A 20470-nucleotide genomic window follows, 5' to 3' on the forward strand; every position below is an offset into this window, starting at 1 on the left:
CTACATGCCACAACCAGGTGCCGTCCAATGGAGTCGCGGGAGCGCGCCGGTGGAACCGATGCCTGCCCTGCTCATCATTGGCGGTCTTGGGAACAAGCCACCGGACCGGAGTCCGAATGTGGTTCGGCTTCCAGCCACGTTCATTCTCTCATACCCGGGGTAAATCGCCGCGGAAGCCGGGCATATGCCGTTGGCCCGCGCCCGGCGTCTGGACGTTCCGTCCAGCCTGCGGCGTTACAATCAGGGCAAAGGAGCACCGGATGAAAAGGACGCCATACCCATGCCCAGCATCTCCCCCGTCAGCGGTTCCCCTGCCCCGGAACGGAGCCTGAACCAGGACAGGGACCCGGCCGCACGGACAGCAGGAGCGGTTCCACCCATGGCCCGGAACCGGCCCTTCGGCTGGCTGCTGGTGATTACGGGGGTCATCGGCTGGCTCGCCTCCGGGACCCTGGTCCTGGAAAAGCTCGAGGTCCTTAAGGACCCGAACCACACCACGGTGTGCGATGTGAATCCGTGGATCTCGTGCGGGCAGGTGATGCAGACGTGGCAGAGCTCGCTGTTCGGCTTCCCCAACATGTTCATCGGGATCGTGGCCTTCGCCGTCGTCATTACGGTGGGCATGGCGCTGCTCGCCGGGGCAACGTTCGCCCGCTGGTACTGGCTGGGGCTCCAGGCAGGTGTCACCCTTGGCTTCGCGTTCGTGGTGTGGCTGTGGTCCCAGGCCCTTTATGACATCCACGTCCTTTGCCCGTTCTGCATGATCGTGTGGGCCGTCATGATTCCATTGTTCGTCTGGACCACGGTCCGCAACATCGCCTCCGGCGTGATCCCGGTGCCCGCGAACGCAGCCCGCATCATCGGCGACTCGGGCTGGATCATCACCGCGCTGCTCTACGTGGCCGTGATCGCCACCATCTTCTTCGCCTTCATCCAGGTGTTCGCGGGGACCTCCGGGTTCTAAGCCACCCCGCCAAATGACAGATAAGGCCAATGTTCGCGAAGAACATTGGCCTTATCTGTCATCCCGGCGGGGTCAGCCCTGGAACCAGATCTTGATCTCGCGCTCGGCGGAGTCGGTGGAATCCGAGCCGTGCACCAGGTTCTGCTGGACCTTCAGGCCCCAGTCACGGCCGAAGTCGCCGCGGATGGTGCCCGGGGCGGCGGTGGTGGGGTCCGTGGTGCCGGCCAGGGAACGGAAGCCCTCGATGACGCGGTGGCCTTCGAAGATGGCCGCCACAACAGGGCCGCTGAGCATGAAGTCCACCAGGGGCTCGTAGAAAGGCTTGCCCACGTGCTCCTCGTAGTGCTGTTCGAGCAGGTCGCGGGTGGCGTCCACCTTCTTCAGCTCAGCCAGGGTGTAGCCCTTGGCTTCGATCCGGGCCAGGATGGCGCCCGTAAGGTTGCGGGCGACGCCGTCGGGCTTGATCAGGACGAGGGTGCGCTCAGTAGTCACAACTGCTCCAATGCGTTGGTATGGGTTTCGGGGACAAGTCTACGGGGACTGGCGTTATGTGGACTGGGGCTGCTGGTCCGGCCCGGCGGCCTGGTCCGGATGGGCTGCTTCCCATGCAGCCTGTTCGCGGGCCCGCTGGCCGGCTTCCCGGTCCAGCCGGATGCCCGTGCGGATTCCATACCACCAGGCAAGGGCGAACAGAGCTCCCACCAGGAACATGGCCGGCTCGAAGATGCCGGTGAGGATCAGGACGAGCTGCAGGATCCAGCCCAGTCCAACGCCCCAGGGCTTGGTGAGGAAGGCGCAGGCCACGATCATCACCACGCTCAGGCCGATGCCCACCCCCAGGATCAGCACCGGCGGGAATTCCGCCCGGCGCAGCCCGAACACCGCCAGGGTGGCGAAAAACATCACGAATGCTTCCAGCAGCAGCACGGTGGAGGCGAACATCACCTTGGTGGAGCGCCGCTTCTTGGGCATGCCCGGCCGCCACTCGCGCTGGGCCTTGGTCAGTCTGGCCACGCCTACGCCTCCGTCTTTCCGAGCAGGATCCGGGCTTCGGCCACCAGGGTGATGGAACCGGTCACCAGGACGGCCCCGGAAAGGTCATCGTTGGCTTCGGCGCGTTCCACGGCCCACTCGAGGGCGTCGTCGAGCTTTTCGGCGATGTGGACGTTGTCCTCGCCAAAGCCAAGGTCTATGGCCAGCTCGGCCAGTTCGGCCGCCGGGACGGCCCGCGGCGAGTTCGACTGGGTGAAGCAGTATTCCTCCGCCAGGCCGCCCAGGGATTCCTTGAGCTGGCGGAGTACTTCCTCCGCGTCCTTTTCCCGCAGGACCCCCACCACCGGAACCAGCCGGGTGAACGTGAAGGCCTCCTGCAGGGCTGCGGCGGATGCTTTGATGCCGTCCGGGTTGTGGGCGGCGTCCACCACGATGGTGGGTGCCGTGCGGACCACTTCGAGCCGGCCCGGGGAGGTGGCCGCGGCGAATCCTTCCTGCAGCACGTCGAAGCCGAGTTCCTTCCCGCCGAAGAAGGCTTCCAGGGCTGCCACGGCGACGGCGGCGTTCTGTGCCTGGTGGGCTCCGTGCAGCGGCACGAGCAGGTCCGGGTAGCGGCCCGCGATGCCCTGGATGGTGACCATCTGGCCGCCCACGGCCACGGTCCGGGATTCGACGCCGAACTCCACGCCCTCAAACTTGAACGGTACGCCCACGTCTTTGGCTTTTTCGAGGAGGACCTGCGCCGCGTCCAGGGGCTGGGCGGCGCTGATGAGGTAGCCGCCGGGCTTGATGATCCCGGCCTTTTCGTGGGCAATGTCTTCGGTAGTGTCGCCCAGCAGGTCCGTGTGGTCCAGCGAGATGGGCGTAACCACCGAAACCTGTCCGTCCCCCACGTTGGTGGCGTCCGTGATGCCGCCGAGTCCCACTTCGATGACCGCCACATTGACCGGCTGGTCGGCGAAGATGGCGAAGCCCAGGATGGTGAGGCATTCGAAGTACGTCAGCCGGGGCTGCCCCTCAGCCTCCAGCTCCGAGTCCACAATCTGCAGGTACGGCCGGATCTCGTCCCAGATCCGGACGAAGGTCTCATCCGAAACCGGGTGGCCGTCGATGCTGATCCGTTCGGTGACCTTGGACAGGTGCGGGCTGGTGTACCGCCCGGTGCTCAATCCGTGGGCCCGCAACACCGATTCGATCATGCGGGCCGTGGAGGTCTTCCCGTTGGTCCCGGTCACGTGGATGATCGGGTATGCCTTGTTGGGCTCGCCCAGCACATCCATGGCCCGGAACAGCGGGGCAAGCCGCGGCTCCATCTTGTTTTCCGGCGCCCGGCCCAGCAGTTCGGCGTAGACGCTCTCTACGGAAAATTCGTCAGTCATGGATCAGGCCTCTACTTTTTCGACGGCGACAACCGGTTCGGCGGCGTCCGATGGTTCTGCCGCCAGGTGCACGGTCAGGGTTTCCCCCTTCACCAGGTCCGCGTTGGCCAGCAGGGCGTCGACGACGCTCTGCCGGGCAGTCACGGAGGTCCGGATCCGGTCGCTGACGTTGAGTCCGGCGTCCTTGCGTGCCTGCTGGATCGAGCGGACCATATCCCGGGCCAGGCCTTCGGCCTCCAGCTCCGGGGTCACCTCGGTGTTGAGCACCACAAAGCCGCCGCCGGGGAGGACTGCTACAGCAGAAGACGCAGCCGCGGACCCGCCGTCGTTCTCTGCCACTACGGTTTCCAGCGTGTATTCCTGCGGTTCCAGTTCCAGGCCCCCGGCCGTGACAACGCCGGCATCGGAAACCGACCAGTCGCCGGACTTGGCGCCCTTGATGGCGGCCTGGACGTTCTTGCCCAGCCGCGGACCTGCTGCGCGTGCGTTGACCACGAGCTTCTGCTGGATACCGAACTCCTCCGGCGAGGCCGTGGCAGCGTCCAGCAGGCGGACGCTGCGGAGGTTGAGCTCGTCCGCGACGACGGCGGCGAAGCCAGCCAGCGCATCCGCGCCGGGTGCCACCACGGTCAGTTCCTGCAGCGGGAGGCGTACGCGCAGGTTTGCTGCCTTCCGGAGCGAGGAACCGGTGGAGCAGATCTGCTGGACCTTGTCCATGGCCTGAACCAGGTCCGGGTTGGCCGGGAACAGGTTGGCGTCTGGCCAGTCGGCCAGGTGCACCGAGCGGCCTCCGGTGAGCCCGCGCCAGATTTCCTCGGAGACCAGCGGCAGGAGCGAAGCCGCCACGCGGGTGACCGTTTCCAGCGCGGTGAACAATGCATCGAAGGCGTCCTGGTCCTCGTCGAAGAACCGCTGACGGCTCCGGCGGACGTACCAGTTGGTGAGCATGTCCAGGTAGCTGCGCAGTTCGTCGCAGGCGCCGGAGATGTCGTAGGTGTCCAGCTGCTCCGTCATGTTCCGGACCAGTTCACCGGTGTTGGCCAGCAGGTACTGATCCAGCGTGTCGGCATAGCCGTCGTAGCGCAGCTTGGCGTCATAGCCTGAACCGCCGTTGGCGGCATTGGTGTAAAGCGTGAAGAAGCTGTACACGTTCCACAGCGGCAGGATGACCTGGCGGACGCCGTCGCGGATTCCCTGTTCGGTGACCACCAGGTTGCCGCCGCGGAGGATGGGGCTGGACATCAGGAACCAGCGCATGGCGTCCGAGCCGTCGCGGTCCAGGACCTCTGAGACGTCCGGGTAGTTCCGCAGGCTCTTGGACATCTTCTGCCCGTCCGAGCCCAGCACAATGCCGTGGCTGATGACGTTGCGGAAGGCAGGCCGGTCGAACAGCGCCGTGGAGAGGATGTGCAGCATGTAGAACCAGCCGCGGGTCTGGCCGATGTACTCCACGATGAAGTCGGCCGGGTTGTGGGTATCGAACCATGCTTCGTTCTGGAACGGGTAGTGCACCTGGCCGTAGGGCATGGAGCCGGAGTCGAACCAGACGTCCAGGACGTCCTCCACGCGGCGCATCACGGACTGGCCCTCTTCCGGGGTGCGTGGATCGTCCGGGTTGGGCCTGGTGAGTTCGTCGATAAAGGGGCGGTGCAGGTCCACCTGGCCGTCCTTGTTCAGCGGCAGCCTGCCGAAGTCCGCCTCGATCTCGGCGAGCGAGCCGTACACATCGGTGCGCGGGTATTCGGGGTCGCTGGACTGCCAGACGGGGATGGGGCTGCCCCAGTAGCGGTTGCGGCTGATGGACCAGTCACGGGCGTTTTCCAGCCACTTGCCGAACTGGCCGTCCTTGACGTTGCCCGGGATCCAGTTGATTTCCTGGTTCAGCTCGGACATCCGGTCCTTGAACTTGGTGACCTCCACGTACCACGAGGACACCGCGCGGTAGATCAGCGGGTTGCGGCAGCGCCAGCAATGCGGGTAGCTGTGCTCGTAGCTGGCCTGGCGGACCAGGCGGCCCTGGGCGCGCAGCACCTGGGTGATGGGCTTGTTGGCCTCAAAGACCTGCAGGCCCACGATGTCGTGGAGGTCCCCGTGCTTGAACAGCGGCAGGAATTTCGCGCCCTCGTCCACTGAGAGGATCACCGGGATGCCGGCTTCCTCGCAGACCTTCTGGTCGTCTTCACCGTAGGCGGGAGCCTGGTGGACGATGCCGGTGCCGTCGGTGGTGGTGACGTAGTCAGCCACGAGGATCCGCCAGGCGTTCTCCATGCCGTACTTTTCGTTGTCGGCAAAGTCCTGCCACAGCGGCTGGTAGGCGAGGCCTTCGAGCTCGGCACCGGTGTGCGTGGAGACAACCGCGGCCTGCGCTGACTCGAAGTCCTCGTATCCGAGGTCCTTGGCGTAGCTGGCCAGCAGGTCGGCGGCCAGCAGGAAGCTGCCGTTGACCGGAGCGTCCGCGGAGGCGGCCTTGATGCCGTTGGGGCCGGCAGGCAGTACCGCGTAAGTGATGGAAGGTCCGACGGCGAGCGCGGCGTTTGTCGGCAGGGTCCAGGGGGTGGTGGTCCAGGCGAGGGCCTTGACACCGGCGAGCTGCCGGGACAGTTCCGACTCCCCGGCAAGCAGGGGGAAAGTCACCGTGACGGTCTGGTCCTGGCGGTTCTTGTAGACGTCGTCGTCCATGCGCAGCTCATGGTTGGACAGCGGCGTTTCGTCCTTCCAGCAGTAAGGCAGCACGCGGTAGCCGTTGTAGGTCAATCCCTTTTCGTGCAGCTGCTTGAACGCCCAGAGGACAGACTCCATGTACTCGACGTTGAGGGTCTTGTAGTCGTTGTCGAAGTCCACCCAGCGTGCCTGGCGGGTGACATAGCTGCGCCATTCGTCGGCGTACTTCATCACGGAGGCGCGGCAGGCGTCGTTGAACTTGTCGATGCCCATGGCTTCGATCTGGGTTTTGTCCGTCATGCCCAGCTGCTTCATGGCTTCGAGCTCTGCCGGCAGGCCATGGGTATCCCAGCCGAAGCGGCGCTCCACGCGCTTGCCGCGCTGGGTCTGGTAGCGGCCCACGAGGTCCTTGGCGTACCCGGTGAGCAGGTGGCCATAGTGCGGCAGGCCGTTGGCGAACGGCGGGCCGTCGTAGAAAACGAATTCGTTGCTGCCTGGTTCACCGCCGGGGGCGTCCGCGCTGCGCTGGTCGATGCTGGCCTGGAAGGTGCCGTCCTGGTCCCAGTACTTGAGGATGCGCTCTTCGATTTCCGGGAACTTCACGGAAGCGGACACGCCGGCGTTGCGGCTGGAAGAGGTGCCATCGGCGGAGGCTGAGGCCTTGGGGTAATACGTCATTCTCGACATCCTGGGTTGAGCTTGGCGAACTGCCGGCTTGCGCCTTTCGTTCCGTTCAGGATGCGAGGACGGCTGCCGTGTTGTCCTGCCGGACTCCACGCCCACCGCGGTACCACCTCACTTACCGGCGCGCTTCCGGCTCCCTGGGGAACCATCCTGCTCCGGCCGCTCATTGACTGCTGTGACGGGCTTACCCGTCCGGTTCTACTGACGCCGTCCGCGTGTGTGGCGGTTGGTGCGTTCTTCCGGAAGCTCGCCGGTGATAGCCGGGTCGTAGCCGCTTCCGAGTCTACTATTTCCATGGCCGGGCCACCAATAATGGAGCGTATGCAGAAGAACGGCACCGGATGGCGTGACGGACCGCGTCCGCGCAAGGTGTCCTGGTGGTCGGTGTCCGCCGCCGTCCTGGCAGCGCCCGGTGCCGTCCTGCTGGCACTGCGCCTGGTTCCGTGGGACATCGGGACCCCCTGGATCCAGCTTTTGGCCGTCTTTCCCGCTGCTCTCATCACGACGACGGCCGGGCTGGCCGCCGCCGTCGTCGCACTGCCCGCCAAGCCCCGCCCCGGCCGGACATTGGTGGCCGCACTGGCAGCCGTGGTGCTCGCGGCACAGTTCGGCCTGGTGTTGGACCGTGTCCTGCCTTCAGCCGGGGTAGACCACCTGGAGTCCGCGGCTCCCGCGGGCGGGCAAGCTGCCGGAAACCCGCCTTCCGGCAAGCGGACACTCACGGTGATGGCGGTCAACGTGGGTTCCACCGGCATAGACACAGCAGCCCTGCTGGCCGAGATAAGAAACCGGAACATCGATGTCCTTGCCCTGCCCGAACTGGCTCCTGCCGGTTTGGAGGCCCTGGATGCTGCGGGTCTGGCTGCCGTTTTGCCCGGCCGGGCCCTCGACGTGGACTCTGCCGGTACCGGGAACGCCCTCTTTTCACGCTTTCCGCTGGAGCAGGCTGAACGGGTACCCGGATCGGTGTTCTACCAAAGCCGGGCGGTGGCCATGATCCCCGGGGTAGCGGCGCCGCTTCACCTGACAGCTGTCCATATCGATTCCCCGCGCCCGGGGCATACGCCCATGTGGCGGGCGGAACTGCGGCAGCTCGGCGTGCTCTGGCAGGGCGCGCGAGGGCACTCCATCCTGCTGGGCGACTTCAACGCCACCGGGGACCACCGGGAATTCCGGGACCTCCTCGCCCGGGGGTTGACCGATGCCTCGCAGTCAACCGGCAAGGGGCTGGTGCCCACCTGGCCGGTGAACTCACCGGCACCCGCGTTCGCGGCCCTGGACCATGTGCTGGTCAGCCCGGGAATAGACGTGGCGGGGGTCGACGTCGTCACCCTGCCCGGAACCGACCACGCCGCGGTGGTGGCCCGCCTCGTCCTGCAGTGAGAGGCTCTGCCCGTGCGTCAGCCCTTGCGGATCAGTTTGTGGTTGGCGGCCTGCGCCACCGGCCGGATCACGATCTGGTCCAGGTTCACGTGGTGGGGGGCGCTGACGGCGTACTTGACAACATCCGCCACGTCGGCAGCGGTGAGCGGCTTCTCCACTCCCTGGTACACCTTTTGGGCGGCCTGTTTGTCACCGAGCCGGTTCAGCGCGAACTCCTCCGTGTACACCAGCCCCGGCGCCACTTCGATGACGCGGACGTTGTTCTCCGCTTCCTCCAGCCGCAGCGCCCCGGTCATGGCCTGCTGGGCAGACTTCGCAGCGTTGTAGCCGCCTCCGCCTTCGTACGGAGCCAGCGCGGCAGTGGAGGTCAGGTTCAGCACGGTTCCCTCGCCGTTGGCGCGGAGCATCGGCAGGAACGCCCGGGTGAGCTTCATGGTGCCCAGCACGTTGACCCGGTACATCCATTCCCAGTCCTCGGTGCTCGCCTGGCCCACGGTGTCGGCGCCCCGCGCGCCGCCGGCGATGTTGACCAGCGTGTCGATACCCCCCGCTTCGGTGACCCGGGCAAGGAGCCGGGACACGTCGTCGTCCGCGGAAATATCCGCAGGAATGCCGACGGCGCCGGTCTCGGCTTCGAGCCCGGCGAGCCGCTCAGCGCGGCGGGCCACAGCGAAGACTGTCCAGCCTTCCGCCGCCAGGGCGCGGACCGTTGCCTCGCCGATTCCGCTGCTCGCACCGGTCACCAAAGCTGCTTTTTTATGGAAGTCCGAAGTCATGGCACCACCCTAACCTTCCCTGCCCGAAGACCACCCCGGCGTGTTTCCCCGGATGAACGGGCCCTTCCAGTCTGCCGCCGGGCAGGGGGACACGCGCGGCCGTGAAACAATTGGCAGATGGCTGAAGACAAACAGGGTACAGACACGCCCAACACCGCCCCCATCAACGTTCCGGACAAGCCGGCCCTCGAGGGCCTCGAAGCTGCCTTGACGCAGCGCTGGCTTGCCGAGGGGACCTACAAGTTCAACCCGGACACCACCCGGGAGCAGGTCTACTCGATCGACACTCCCCCGCCCACCGCCTCCGGATCGCTGCACGTGGGACACATGTTCTCCTACACGCAGACCGATGTGCTGGCCCGTTACCAGCGGATGATCGGCAAAAACGTCTTCTACCCGATGGGCTGGGATGACAACGGCCTGCCCACCGAACGCCGGGTACAGAACTACTACGGTGTCCGCTGCGACCCGGCCATCCCGTATAACGCGGACTACCGTCCTCCGGCCCAGCCTGCCAAAAACCAGCGGGATTTCGACGTGGTCTCCCGCCGAAACTTCATCGAGCTGTGCGAAGAACTGGCCGTCGAGGACGAGAAGGTCTTCGAAAACCTCTTCCAGACTCTTGGCCTGTCCGTGGACTGGGAACTGACCTACCGCACCATCGACGACAATTCCAGGGCAGTCTCACAACGGGCATTCCTGGCCAACCTTGCCGCCGGCGACGCCTACATGGCCGAGGCGCCCACCCTCTGGGATGTCACCTTCCGCACCGCCGTGGCGCAGGCCGAACTCGAGGACCGCGAGGTGCCGGGCGCCTACTACCGCTACCCCTTCTTCACTGAGGACGGCGAGCGGATCTACATCGAGACCACCCGTCCCGAACTGTTGGCCGCCTGCGCGGCCCTGGTGGCAAATCCCGACGACGAACGGTACCAGCCGCTGTTCGGCAAGAAGGTCACGTCCCCGGTGTTCGGCGTCGAGGTGGAAGTGAAGGCCCACCCGCTCGCCAAGGCCGACAAAGGCTCAGGCATCGCGATGGTGTGTACCTTCGGCGACCTGACCGACGTCACCTGGTGGCGCGAACTGCAGCTGCCCACCCGGGCCATCGTGGGCAGGGACGGCCGGATTGTCAGCGAGGCGCCGGAGTGGATCACCACCGACATTGGCCGGGAAGCCTTTGCCGCCATCGCCGGCAAGACCGTGTTCAGCGCCAAGGAGGAGGTAGTGAAGCTCCTCACCGCCGCCGAGCTGCTGGACGGCGAGCCGAAGAAGATCATGCACCCCGTGAACTTCTACGAAAAGGGCGACAAGCCACTCGAGGTTGTCACCTCCCGCCAGTGGTACCTCCGCAACGGCGGACGGGACGAGGACCGCCGCGAACGGCTCATCGCGCGCGGGCAGGAAATCGACTTCCACCCCGCCTTCATGCGCTCCCGCTATGAGAACTGGATTTCGGGCCTGAACGGCGACTGGCTGGTATCGCGCCAGCGCTTCTTTGGTGTGCCCATCCCGGTCTGGTACCCGCTGGATGCCGACGGCAACCCGGACTACGACTCCCCCATCGTTCCGTCCGACGAGCAGCTGCCGGTTGACCCGGCAGCGGATGCCGCCCCGGGCTTTGACGAGGCGCAGCGCGATGTTCCCAACGGGTTCACCGGCGACGCCGACATCCTGGACACGTGGGCCACGTCCTCCCTGACGCCGAACATTGTGGGCGGCTGGAAGCGTGACGAGGAACTGTTCGCCAAGGTATTCCCGTTTGACGTCCGCCCGCAGGGCCACGACATCATCCGCACCTGGCTCTTCTCCTCGGTGGTCCGCGCCGATGCCCTGGAGAACAGTGCGCCCTGGAAGCACGCCGCCATCTCGGGCTGGATCCTGGACCCGGACCGCAAGAAGATGTCCAAGTCCAAGGGCAACGTGGTGGTCCCCACCGATGTGCTGGAGGAATACGGCTCCGATGCTGTCCGTTACTGGGCCGCCTCCGCGAAGCTCGGCGCGGATACGGCCTACGAGATTGCCCAGATGAAAATCGGCCGGCGCCTGGCCATCAAGCTGCTGAATGCCTCGAAGTTCGTGCTGAACCTCGGCGCCACCGAAGCATCAGTGCTTTCCGGTGACCTCTCGGTGCTGTCCAACCCCCTGGACCGGGCCGTCCTGGCCCAGCTCGCCGAGGTTGTGGCGCAGTCCACCAAAGCGTTTGAAAACTACGACTACGCCCGCGCACTGCAGATCACCGAAAGCTTCTTCTGGCAGTTCACGGACGACTACGTGGAGCTCATTAAGGACCGGGCGTACGGCGCTGCCGGCGAAGCCGAACAGGCTTCGGTCCTCGCGGCCCTGGCCACCAGCCTGGACACCCTGCTGCGCCTGTTCGCGCCCTTCCTCCCCTTCGCCACCGAAGAGGTCTGGGGATGGTGGCGGAACGGTTCGGTGCACCGCGCCCAGTGGCCTGCCCCGCTGGACGTGCCGGGCGGGGACACCACCATGCTGGCCACCGTGGGCGTTGCGCTCAGCGGCGTCCGCAAGGCCAAGTCCGAGGCCAAGGTCAAGCAGCGCACAGAGGTCCTGTCCGCCACCATCACGGCTTCGGAGGCCCTGACCACGCAACTGAAGGCAGGGCTTGCGGACCTGAAGGCTGCGTCCAACGCCCGCGAGATCACCCTGGTGGTGGGCGACGGCGAACTCACCGTGAGTGATGTGGCCCTGGCTGCCACCGAGGAGCCCGCACAGGCCTGACAGGGTGCGCCCCGTGTTGGGGCGCACCCTGCTGCAGGGCAACCTGTTTCAGGGCAACTTGTTTCAGGGAAACTTGTTTCAGGGCAAAGGGGAAGCCCCATCAGCGTTTTGCCGTTGGTGGGGCTTCGACTTTTCGGCCATCTGGTGACGTCTTTGATGGTCTGGCAAGATCCTAGGAAATTTCAGGTCTTCCTACCTCGTCACTGGTAGCTTGTATCCGGCTTTGCCGATGGCTGCGTCAAATACATATCACTGAATCTTCGGTTCCTGCGTCTCTCTTCTTTCGAAGAGGGTAAGAACCATCATTGTCCTGCCCGTCCGGATGCGCAAGAGCCCCGGCAGAACTACAAACGAGTAGTTCTGCCGGGGCTCTGCTGAGTCCCTACCGGCCAGCGGGATCTGGTTCAGCTGAATTCAGGGCGTTCCGTGCGGCTGCGCTTCAACTCGAAGAAGTGCGGGTAGGCAGCCAGGGCCGTGGTGGCGTCCCACAGCTTGCCTGCCTCTTCACCGCGCGGAATCCGGGTCAGGACGGGGCCGAAGAATGCGGTTCCGTTGAAGGCCACCACGGGTGTGCCAACATCCTGGCCTACCAGCGAGATGCCTTCCTCGTGGCTGGCCCGCAGCTTTTCGTCGAAGGCGTCTGTGGTGGCCGCTTCAGCCAGTGAGGCGGGGAGGCCGCATTCGGCGAGGGCCTTGGTGATGACCAGGGCCCTGTCCTTCTCGCCGCGCTCGTGGATCAGGGTGCCCATGGCGTCATAAAGGGCCTTGACCGTTTCCTGGCCGTGCTCCTGCTGGGCCGCGATGATCACGCGGACCATGCCCCAGGCGTTGTCCATGGACTCGCGGTAGGCGGGCTCCAGGTCGCGGCCCTCGTTGAGGACAGCAAGACTCATCACGTGCCACACCGTTTCGATGTCGCGGACGTCCTCCACTTCGCCGATCCAGCGCGAGGTGATCCACGCGAACGGGCACAGCGGGTCAAACCAGAAATCGGCTTTGTTCCGTGCAGTGTCAGTCATGGGTGTTGCTCCTTCAGGTGCAGGCGGCTGCGCAAGGGGCAGCCGCATCTGACGGTGTGTAGCGGAAGGTTTTTCAGGCGGTCTTACGCCGCTTCGTGACGTGCGGGATCATGGTGGGTTCCGCGCCCCGGAGGACCACGTCCTCGGTGATCACCACGCTGGCCACGTCCTCGCGGCTGGGGAGATCGAACATCACGGGAAGGAGCACTTCCTCCATGATGGCCCGCAGCCCGCGCGCGCCGGTGCCGCGCTCCAGGGCCTGCTCGGCAATCGCATCCAGGGCGGTGTCATCAAACACGAGTTCGACGCCATCGATCTGGAACATCTTCTGGTACTGCTTCACCAGGGCGTTCTTGGGCGTGGAAAGGATCTGGATGAGGGCGTCCCGGTCCAGGTTGGACACCGTGGTGATCACGGGGAGGCGGCCAATGAACTCCGGGATCAGACCGAATTTCAGCAGGTCCTCCGGCATCACTTCGCCATAGGAATCAATCTTTTTGCTGGCCTCGTTCAGGGGTGCACCGAAGCCAATCCCCTTCCGGCCGGAGCGGGAACCAATGATCTCCTCTAGTCCGGCGAACGCACCGGCCACGATGAACAGGACATTAGTGGTGTCGATCTGGATGAATTCCTGGTGCGGGTGTTTCCGGCCGCCCTGCGGAGGAACGGAGGCAACAGTGCCTTCCAGGATCTTCAGGAGCGCCTGCTGCACGCCCTCGCCCGAAACGTCCCGGGTGATGGAGGGGTTTTCGCTCTTGCGGGAAATCTTGTCGATCTCATCGATGTAGATGATGCCCTGCTCGGCCTTTTTGACGTCATAGTCCGCGGCCTGGATGAGCTTAAGGAGGATGTTCTCCACATCCTCACCCACGTAGCCGGCCTCGGTCAGAGCGGTTGCGTCGGCCACCGCGAACGGAACGTTCAAGCGGCGCGCCAGCGTCTGGGCCAGGTAGGTCTTTCCGCAGCCCGTGGGACCGATCAGGAGGATGTTGGACTTGGCGATCTCGACGTCGTCGTGGTGGCCGCCGTCGGCGAGGCTGCCCGATTTGGGGGCGTGGCCTGCCTGGATCCTCTTGTAATGGTTGTAGACCGCGACGGCGAGGGAGCGCTTGGCAGGCTCCTGTCCGATGACGTATTCCTGCAGGAAGTCGAAGATTTCCCGCGGCTTGGGCAGTTCGAAGCTGCCAAGATCGGCGACTTCGGCAAGTTCCTCTTCGATGATTTCGTTGCAAAGCTCAATGCACTCATCACAGATGTAGACACCGGGCCCGGCAATGAGCTTGCGCACCTGCTTCTGGCTCTTTCCGCAGAAAGAGCACTTCAGCAGATCCGTGCTCTCGCCAATCCGAGCCATATGTGAACCCCTTAGTATCTTGCTGCCAGGCAGCCTTGCACCGTTGCTGGAATCTCCACCAGCCTGCGTGGGCCGGTTGTGACAACATCCACTCTAGGTCACATTCGCTTCCGAGGGTGGAAGGAAAAGGCCGGTGGAGCCAAATGATTGGCGCCACCGGCGCTTTACTTTACCGCTACCTGGTAATTGCCTGCGGTTTGATCTTGCGGGAATCCAGGACCTGGTCGATCAGGCCGTACACCTGGGCTTCTTCCGCGGTCAGGATCTTGTCGCGCTCGATATCGTTGTTGACCTGCTCGGACGTCCGTCCCGAGTGGTGCGCCAGGGTGTCCTCAAGCCAGGACCGCATGCGCATAACCTCGGCCGCCTGGATCTCCAGGTCGGAGGCCTGGCCGCCCTGGCCGCCGGAGAGCGCGGGCTGGTGGATCAGGACGCGTGCGTTCGGCAGCGCCAGGCGCTTGCCGGGCGTTCCGGCCGCCAGAAGGACAGCGGCAGCGCTGGCTGCCTGCCCGAGGCAGACAGTCTGGATCTCAGGGCGGATGTACTGCATGGTGTCGTAAATCGCCGTCATGGCGGTGAAGGAACCACCCGGCGAGTTGATGTACAGGGTGATGTCGCGGTCCGGGTCCGTGGATTCGAGCACCAGCAGCTGCGCCATGATGTCGTCCGCGGAAGCGTCGTCCACCTGGACGCCGAGGAAGATGATGCGGTCCTCGAAGAGCTTGGTGTACGGGTCCTGGCGCTTGAAGCCGTAGGGCGTGCGCTCCTCGAACTGGGGCAGGACGTAGCGGCTGGACGGAAGATTACCGGCAGACCACCCGAAGTTGTAGTTCATTTTTATTGCTCCTGATCTGAGTGTTCTTGTGCCGGTTAGTTCGCGGAGGGGGTCTCGCCCGTGGCGCCGTTGCTGTTCGATGTACCGCCGCCGCCGGCAACCGAGCCGGCGTGGGCGGCGATCTTGTCGAAGAACCCGTATTCCAGGGCTTCGGTGGCCGTGAACCACTTGTCGCGGTCGTTGTCCTTGAGGATGGTGTCCACGGTCTGGCCGGTCTGCTCGGCCGTCAGTTCCGCCATCACCTTCTTCATGTGCAGGATCAGCTCAGCCTGGATCTTGATGTCCGAGGCGGTGCCGCCAATGCCGCCGGAGGGCTGGTGCATCAGGACGCGGGCGTTCGGGGTGGCGTAGCGCTTGCCCTTGGTGCCCGAGGAGAGCAGGAACTGGCCCATCGAGGCGGCGAGGCCGGTGGCGACGGTGACGACGTCGTTCGGGATGAACTGCATGGTGTCGTAGATGGCCATGCCTGCGGTGACCGAGCCGCCCGGGGAGTTGATGTAAAGGTAGATGTCCTTTTCCGGGTTCTCGGCAGACAGGAGCAGCAACTGCGAGCAGATGGCGTTGGCGTTCTCGTCACGCACCTCTGAGCCCAGCCAGATGATCCGCTCCTTGAGGAGGCGGTTGTAGATGTAGTTGTCCTGGGCTGCAGGATCGACAGTCGCCATCCGGGGGGCCTCTGCGTGCTGTGACATGTGTACTTACCTCTCACTGGTGACGGTGACATCACTGAAAATCTCTACTTGGACACTAACCGGTTTCACTGACGTTTTGTTCGCGCGCCGTGGGCTGTTCGCTGACGGCGCACGATCGGCCGGCCCCCGGAGGGACCTCCAGAGGGGCATGCAGTTGGGCCTGCGGCCGGACATGCGGTTGGGCATGCCGGCGCAAAGCAAACGGCCCCCGGATCCTGGGATCCGGGGGCCGTTCAATTCTGGATTACCGCGTGGCTAGGCCTTGGCCTCTGCCTTGTCTTCCTCGCCGGCAGCCTCGGGAGCTTCTTCGGCTGCTGCTTCTTCGGCCTCGACGGCGGGAGCTTCCTCTGCCTCCACGGCGGGAGCTTCCTCTTCTCCGCCGGGACGGACGAAGTCGCTGAGGTCAACGGTGTTGCCCTCAGTGTCGGTCACCGTGGCCTGGCCCAGGACAACAGCCAGGGCCTTGCGGCGGCGTACCTCGGACACCATCATGGGGACCTGTCCGCTCTGATCGATGATCTGGGCGAACTGGTTGGGGTCCATGCCGTACTGGCTGGCCGTGCTGACGATGTAGTCGATCAGCTCGTTCTGGCTGACGTTGACTTCTTCCTTTTCGGCGATGGCGTCAAGGATGATCTCGTTCTGGAATGCGCGGGCCGTGTTGGCGCGCACCTCTTCACGGTGCTCCTCGGTGTCGTGCTCGCCTTCGCCGTGGCCGTTGCCCTCCTTGAAGTGGGCTTCGAGCTGCTCTTCGACGACGGAGTCCGGAACCGGAACCTCCACCAGCTCAACGAGCTTGTCCAGGACCTTGTCGCGGGCCTCGACGCCCTGCTCAACAACCTTGGAATCGGCGGCCTGCTTGGCGAGGTCCTCGCGGAGCTCGGCAAGGGTGTCGAATTCGGAGGCGAGCTGGGCGAAGTCGTCGTCCGCCTCGGGGAGTTCGCGCTCCTTGACGGCCTTCACGACCACCTTGACCTGGGCTGCTTCACCGGCGTGGTCGCCACCCACCAGGGTGGTGTTGAAGATGGCGTCTTCGTCGGCGCTCAGGCCGGTGACGGCTTCGTCGAGGCCTTCGAGCATGGTGCCGGCGCCAACCTGGTAGGACAGGCCGGCTGCGGAGTCAACCTCTTCGCCGTCGATGCTGGCGGTGATGTCGATGGTGAGGAAGTCGCCATCGGCGGCGGGACGGTCAACGGGCTTCAGCGTGCCGAAGCGGCCGCGCAGTTCGTCCAGGGCCTTGTCCACGTCCTCGTCGGAGGACTGGGCTGCGGCGACCTCGACCTGGATGCCGGCGTAATCCGGGAGTTCGATCTCGGGGCGGACGTCAACCTCGGCGGCGAACTTCAGGCCGCCGTCGGTGGCGGAGGGGTCCGGAACCTCGGTGATCTCAACCTCGGGACGGCTCAGGGGGCGGATGCCGGATTCCTGGACGGCAGCCTGGTACCAGCCGTTGAGGCCTTCGTTGATGGCCGTCTCCAGGACGTAGCCGCGGCCGACGCGCTGGTCGATGAGCTTTGCGGGGACCTTGCCCTTACGGAAGCCAGGGACCTGGATCTGCGAAGCAACGGTCTTGTAGGCCGAGTCGATGCTGGGCTTCAATTCCTCAAAGGGGACCTCAACATTGAGCTTGACCCGCGTGGGGGTGAGGTTCTCGACAGCGCTCTTCACGGTCTAAGTACTCCTGGGATTGTGGGATGGGTTTCTGCAAACGCAATGTTTTGTCCAGGCCGAGAGGTCCGGGCCGCAGAGTCGGGGTGACAGGATTTGAACCTGCGACTTCCTGCTCCCAAAGCAGGCGCTCTAGCCAAGCTGAGCTACACCCCGTAAGTGCACAGGCAAGTCTACGGTGATACGCGCCGTCTTTGCACATTTGACACGTAGCCCATGGATTAGGTTTAGTTATATCCGGCTTGAACAGCCAGCCCGAAGTTCCCATCAGTGGAGGCCTGCAGTACTAGGCTTAAAGATGGATCTTCCTTCGGGGACGTAGCTTAATGGTAAAGCCTCAGTCTTCCAAACTGATTACGCGGGTTCGATTCCCGTCGTCCCCTCCATAGCAGAAGGCCCCTCTCCGGAGGGGCCTTTCGCATTAATCCACAGCACGCGCCATCACCTCCTGCACTAAACCCGGGAACGCGCCATCACCTTCGGCTGGAAACCCGGGAACGCGCCATCACCTCCGGCTGGAAACCCGGGAACGCGCCACCAGTTGGCGCCTCCCGGATAAATCGAGCACACTGCCGGCGGCAGCATCGCCTTCGAACCCTGCCATGAGCTGAGGGAGCGATGCGACGCAAGGCGCAAGGCGCAAGGCGTGATGGGGCGCTTCGGGGAAAGCTGCAGGACGTGATGGCGCGTCCCAGGAAAACCGGCAAATGCTGATGGCGCGTTCCAGTCTTCCCCGGAACCGGCGGCGTTTTGGGTCAGCCCGACTGCTGGCACTTCGGGCACCAGTAGAGCTTGCGGCCCACCAGTTCGGCCATCAGTACCGTTGTCCGGCAGACACGGCAGGGCAGCCCGTGGCGTTTGTAGACAAAATGGGCGTCTTCGCGGGCAGGGTAGGAATCGGTCCTGACGACGGCGGCACTGACCGCAGCCGGGGTGGCGACCGGGGTGCGCGCGGCGGCTTTCCCGTTGCCGCCTGTTCCGTTGTCCGTCCAGTACCGCGGCGTGGTGGTGATGATCCGGCCGTCGGCTACTCCGTCGTTCATCAAGGAGACGACGTCGCGCCACAGCTTGCGTGCCTCGGCGTCCGGCACGTCCGTGCCAGGCAGCCAGGGGTCCAGCCGCCGCCGGAACAAAACTTCGGCGCGGTACACATTTCCCACCCCGGCGATGATTTTCTGGTCCATGAGCAGGGCGGCCAGCGGTGCTGTACGGCTCTGCAGGTTGGTGGTAAACCGGCCGGCGTCTCCCCGCCGGTTCCGCAGCGGGTCCGGGCCCAGCCGGGCAAGCACGGCTTCTGCCTCCGCGGCGGTGATGGTTTCGCAGGTGGTTGCCCCGCGCAGGTCCGCCCACCCGTTGGTGCCCACGAGCCGGACCCGCACCGCTCCCACGGGCTCCGGGGGGCCCGCGTAAGGGCGCCCGCCATCGCCGTCGTCGAAGCTCTCCTGCTCCCCCACCCGGCGTGGCGCGCCAATGCTGGAGGACCCCGCGAAGGTGCTGTCTCCGCCGAAGCTCCATGCTCCGTAGAGGCCCAGGTGGACGTGCAGCACCAAAGAGTGGTCAAAGTGCAGGAACAGGTGCTTCCCGTGGGCATCCGCGGCAACCAGGACACGCCCGTCCAGGAGCGCCGCTCCCCCGCTAAACCTGCCCTGCGGGCTGGAGACGGCCAGCCGCTGGCCGCCGAAGACGTCCGAGAACTGCCGCGCCAGGCGCCGGAGTGTATGGCCTTCCGGCACTACTCGATGACCTCGCCGGTGGTTTCGTAGGCGGCGATCTTGCCGATGCGGCGCACGTGCCGCTCGTCATTGCTGAACGGCTCGGCCAGGAATGCCTCGATCAGCTCAGTGGCTTCCTCTACCGTGTGCTGGCGGCCGCCCACGGCCACTACATTGGCGTCGTTGTGCTCACGGGCCAGGGTGGCGGTGGAATGGTTCCAGGCCAGGGCCGCCCGTACACCTTTTACTTTGTTGGCGGCAATCTGTTCACCGTTGCCGGATCCGCCGAGCACGATGCCCAGGGCGTGGACGCCGGCCTGCTGGTCCGCGACCACGGCCAGGGCGGCGTTAATGCAAAACGACGGGTAGTCATCCTGGGCGTCGTAGACCTTGGGGCCGTGGTCCACCACGTCATATCCCTTGGCAGTCAGGTGGGTGACGAGGTGGGCGCTGAGTTCCATGCCTGCATGGTCGGTGGCGATGTGGACCCGCGGGAAGGCAGGGGAAGAAGTCACGAGCAGAATCCGTTCGGTGGGCGCTGGCGGCCGGCACGGACGGTGCAGGCCGGGGTCAGGACAACACGGACAAGGATACTAGGACTCAGCCTGCCCTGCCGCGGGGTTCCCGCCGCCCCGTGCCCTCGCCGCCACCCGGGTCAAAACCTCCGCGAGCCGCGCTGCCGAGTCGTGGCTCCCGCCGCTGACCGCCAGCCGCTGCCCGTCGGTCTTCTTAACCACGACGGCGGGGCCGCTGCTGACGAGCATCGCGGCGGTTCCGCTGTGGTGCCGGTAGCCCCACCCGCCAAAGTCCGCGGCGCGGATGTCGGCCGCGCTGGCTGCGGAAATCGCCCCGGCGGGCACGTCCATCACCGGCACCACGCCGGCCAGCAGCACCCGAAGGCCTCGCCGGTCCGCTTTGATGCGGGCAAACAGGAACGCAGCACCAATAACTGCCAGGACCACAAGCAGGGCTCCGAGCCAGGGCACGGCGATGGCAATCAGCATGGCAGGAAACACCGAGGCAATGCCGATCATCACAAAGACCGAGCTGCGGGCATGGACCCAGAGCCTGATGCTGTCCCGTGACAGGTCCGGATCCAGTTCCCTGGCAATGGCCAGCTGCAGGGCGCGATCGTCATCGGGCGACCATTGCTGGTCCGCCTTATAGACCATGGCGATCGTCACGCCCAAAGACACGGCCGCCCCGCTTCCCAGCGCGAGCACCGTCATGTCCACCCGGGATTCCCGGGCGTCCGCCAGTCCGGCCTGGCCAATCAGCCCTGCCGCAAGGGCGCTGGTGACGAAAAGCGTCAGGAACAATCCTGCTCCCATCATGATCCGCCGCATCAGCACCGGCCTGCGGACCGGCAGCGCCTGCGACAGGACCAGCCAGCCCGCAACCACGATCATCAGCGCGCCTACCGTCACATAGGCGGCAAAGGGCGCGAAGGAGGCGCCGCCGTCGGCCGTCCACCGGACGGCGAGCGGCTCCGGAAGGTCCGCCCGAATCAGGAAGGCGGTCACCACGAAGGCCACCGCAACCATCACCGGGAACCCTGCGACGAAACGCAAGGCTCTGGTGTCCACCGACTCCATGAACTTGCCCATGATT

Annotated in this window: 16 protein-coding genes and 2 tRNA genes; 4 read left to right on the forward strand and 14 right to left on the reverse strand. The window is 65.2% G+C overall.

All coding sequences use genetic code 11. The annotated features are described in order from the left end of the window. Positions 1–280: 280 nt before the first annotated feature. Positions 281–964: a vitamin K epoxide reductase family protein gene (locus tag QRN11_RS08950; RefSeq protein ID WP_142063102.1), complete on the forward strand. Its 684-nt coding sequence runs from the start codon at positions 281–283 to the stop codon at positions 962–964. 72 nt (positions 965–1036) lie between these two features. On the opposite strand, the gene ndk is transcribed toward QRN11_RS08950, so the two are convergent. From ndk to ileS, 4 genes are read right to left on the reverse strand one after another with little or no spacing between them, the layout of a single operon-like run. Beyond that, complete coding sequence (ndk, locus tag QRN11_RS08955; RefSeq protein ID WP_091422865.1) at positions 1037–1456, reverse strand: nucleoside-diphosphate kinase; 420 nt, start codon at positions 1454–1456, stop codon at positions 1037–1039. Positions 1457–1510: 54 nt separating this feature from the next. Continuing rightward, complete coding sequence (locus tag QRN11_RS08960) at positions 1511–1978, reverse strand: DUF4233 domain-containing protein (RefSeq protein WP_142063107.1); 468 nt, start codon at positions 1976–1978, stop codon at positions 1511–1513. A 2-nt stretch (positions 1979–1980) separates the two neighbouring features. Next, complete coding sequence (locus tag QRN11_RS08965; protein WP_142063110.1) at positions 1981–3336, reverse strand: bifunctional folylpolyglutamate synthase/dihydrofolate synthase; 1356 nt, start codon at positions 3334–3336, stop codon at positions 1981–1983. 3 nt (positions 3337–3339) lie between these two features. After that, entirely contained in the window at positions 3340–6675 is a 3336-nt protein-coding gene (gene ileS, locus QRN11_RS08970; protein ID WP_142063113.1) for an isoleucine--tRNA ligase, read from the reverse strand. 327 nt (positions 6676–7002) lie between these two features. Between ileS and QRN11_RS08975 the strand changes: the two genes are divergently transcribed. After that, positions 7003–8064 (forward strand): endonuclease/exonuclease/phosphatase family protein, encoded by a 1062-nt coding sequence (locus QRN11_RS08975; RefSeq protein WP_181762707.1) that lies wholly within the window; start codon positions 7003–7005, stop codon positions 8062–8064. 17 nt (positions 8065–8081) lie between these two features. On the opposite strand, the gene QRN11_RS08980 is transcribed toward QRN11_RS08975, so the two are convergent. Next, positions 8082–8840, reverse strand: a complete 759-nt coding sequence (locus tag QRN11_RS08980; protein ID WP_285250700.1) for an SDR family oxidoreductase — start codon at positions 8838–8840, stop codon at positions 8082–8084. 117 nt (positions 8841–8957) lie between these two features. Between QRN11_RS08980 and valS the strand changes: the two genes are divergently transcribed. Further along, positions 8958–11579 carry a valine--tRNA ligase gene (gene valS, locus QRN11_RS08985; RefSeq protein WP_285250701.1) on the forward strand — a complete coding sequence of 874 codons (2622 nt, stop codon included), beginning with the start codon at positions 8958–8960 and terminating at the stop codon, positions 11577–11579. A gap of 404 nt (positions 11580–11983) precedes the next feature. Here the strand turns inward: valS and QRN11_RS08990 are convergent, their stop codons facing one another. From QRN11_RS08990 to QRN11_RS09015, 6 genes are all read right to left on the reverse strand, one after another. Next, the gene (locus QRN11_RS08990; RefSeq protein WP_142063124.1) at positions 11984–12598 is read right to left on the reverse strand and encodes a mycothiol-dependent nitroreductase Rv2466c family protein; all 615 of its coding nucleotides are present in this window, start codon (positions 12596–12598) and stop codon (positions 11984–11986) included. A gap of 73 nt (positions 12599–12671) precedes the next feature. Beyond that, on the reverse strand, positions 12672–13952 hold the full coding sequence (clpX, locus tag QRN11_RS08995) for an ATP-dependent Clp protease ATP-binding subunit ClpX (protein WP_091422837.1): 1281 nt from the start codon (positions 13950–13952) through the stop codon (positions 12672–12674). 175 nt (positions 13953–14127) lie between these two features. After that, on the reverse strand, positions 14128–14787 hold the full coding sequence (locus tag QRN11_RS09000) for an ATP-dependent Clp protease proteolytic subunit (RefSeq protein WP_013601337.1): 660 nt from the start codon (positions 14785–14787) through the stop codon (positions 14128–14130). 35 nt (positions 14788–14822) lie between these two features. Further along, positions 14823–15452 (reverse strand): ATP-dependent Clp protease proteolytic subunit, encoded by a 630-nt coding sequence (locus QRN11_RS09005; protein WP_050054828.1) that lies wholly within the window; start codon positions 15450–15452, stop codon positions 14823–14825. 282 nt (positions 15453–15734) lie between these two features. Beyond that, positions 15735–17147, reverse strand: coding sequence for a trigger factor (tig, locus tag QRN11_RS09010; RefSeq protein ID WP_285250702.1), 1413 nt, complete (start codon positions 17145–17147; stop codon positions 15735–15737). Positions 17148–17228: 81 nt separating this feature from the next. After that, positions 17229–17303 (reverse strand) — tRNA-Pro (locus tag QRN11_RS09015). A gap of 156 nt (positions 17304–17459) precedes the next feature. Between QRN11_RS09015 and QRN11_RS09020 the strand changes: the two genes are divergently transcribed. Beyond that, a tRNA-Gly gene (locus QRN11_RS09020) sits at positions 17460–17533 on the forward strand. A 369-nt stretch (positions 17534–17902) separates the two neighbouring features. On the opposite strand, the gene QRN11_RS09025 is transcribed toward QRN11_RS09020, so the two are convergent. The 3 genes from QRN11_RS09025 to QRN11_RS09035 form a co-directional block, all read right to left on the reverse strand. Next, entirely contained in the window at positions 17903–18880 is a 978-nt protein-coding gene (locus QRN11_RS09025) for an Fpg/Nei family DNA glycosylase (protein ID WP_285250703.1), read from the reverse strand. Next, positions 18880–19374 (reverse strand): ribose-5-phosphate isomerase, encoded by a 495-nt coding sequence (locus QRN11_RS09030; RefSeq protein ID WP_091422826.1) that lies wholly within the window; start codon positions 19372–19374, stop codon positions 18880–18882. Before QRN11_RS09030 ends, QRN11_RS09025 begins: the two co-directional genes overlap by 1 nt. Before the next feature lie 78 nt (positions 19375–19452). Continuing rightward, a complete protein-coding gene (locus QRN11_RS09035) occupies positions 19453–20466 on the reverse strand; it encodes a hypothetical protein (protein WP_091422819.1) in 1014 nt (337 codons plus the stop codon). Positions 20467–20470 lie beyond the last annotated feature (4 nt).

Source organism: Pseudarthrobacter sp. fls2-241-R2A-168 (assembly GCF_030209335.1).
Taxonomy (GTDB): Bacteria; Actinomycetota; Actinomycetes; order Actinomycetales; family Micrococcaceae; genus Arthrobacter.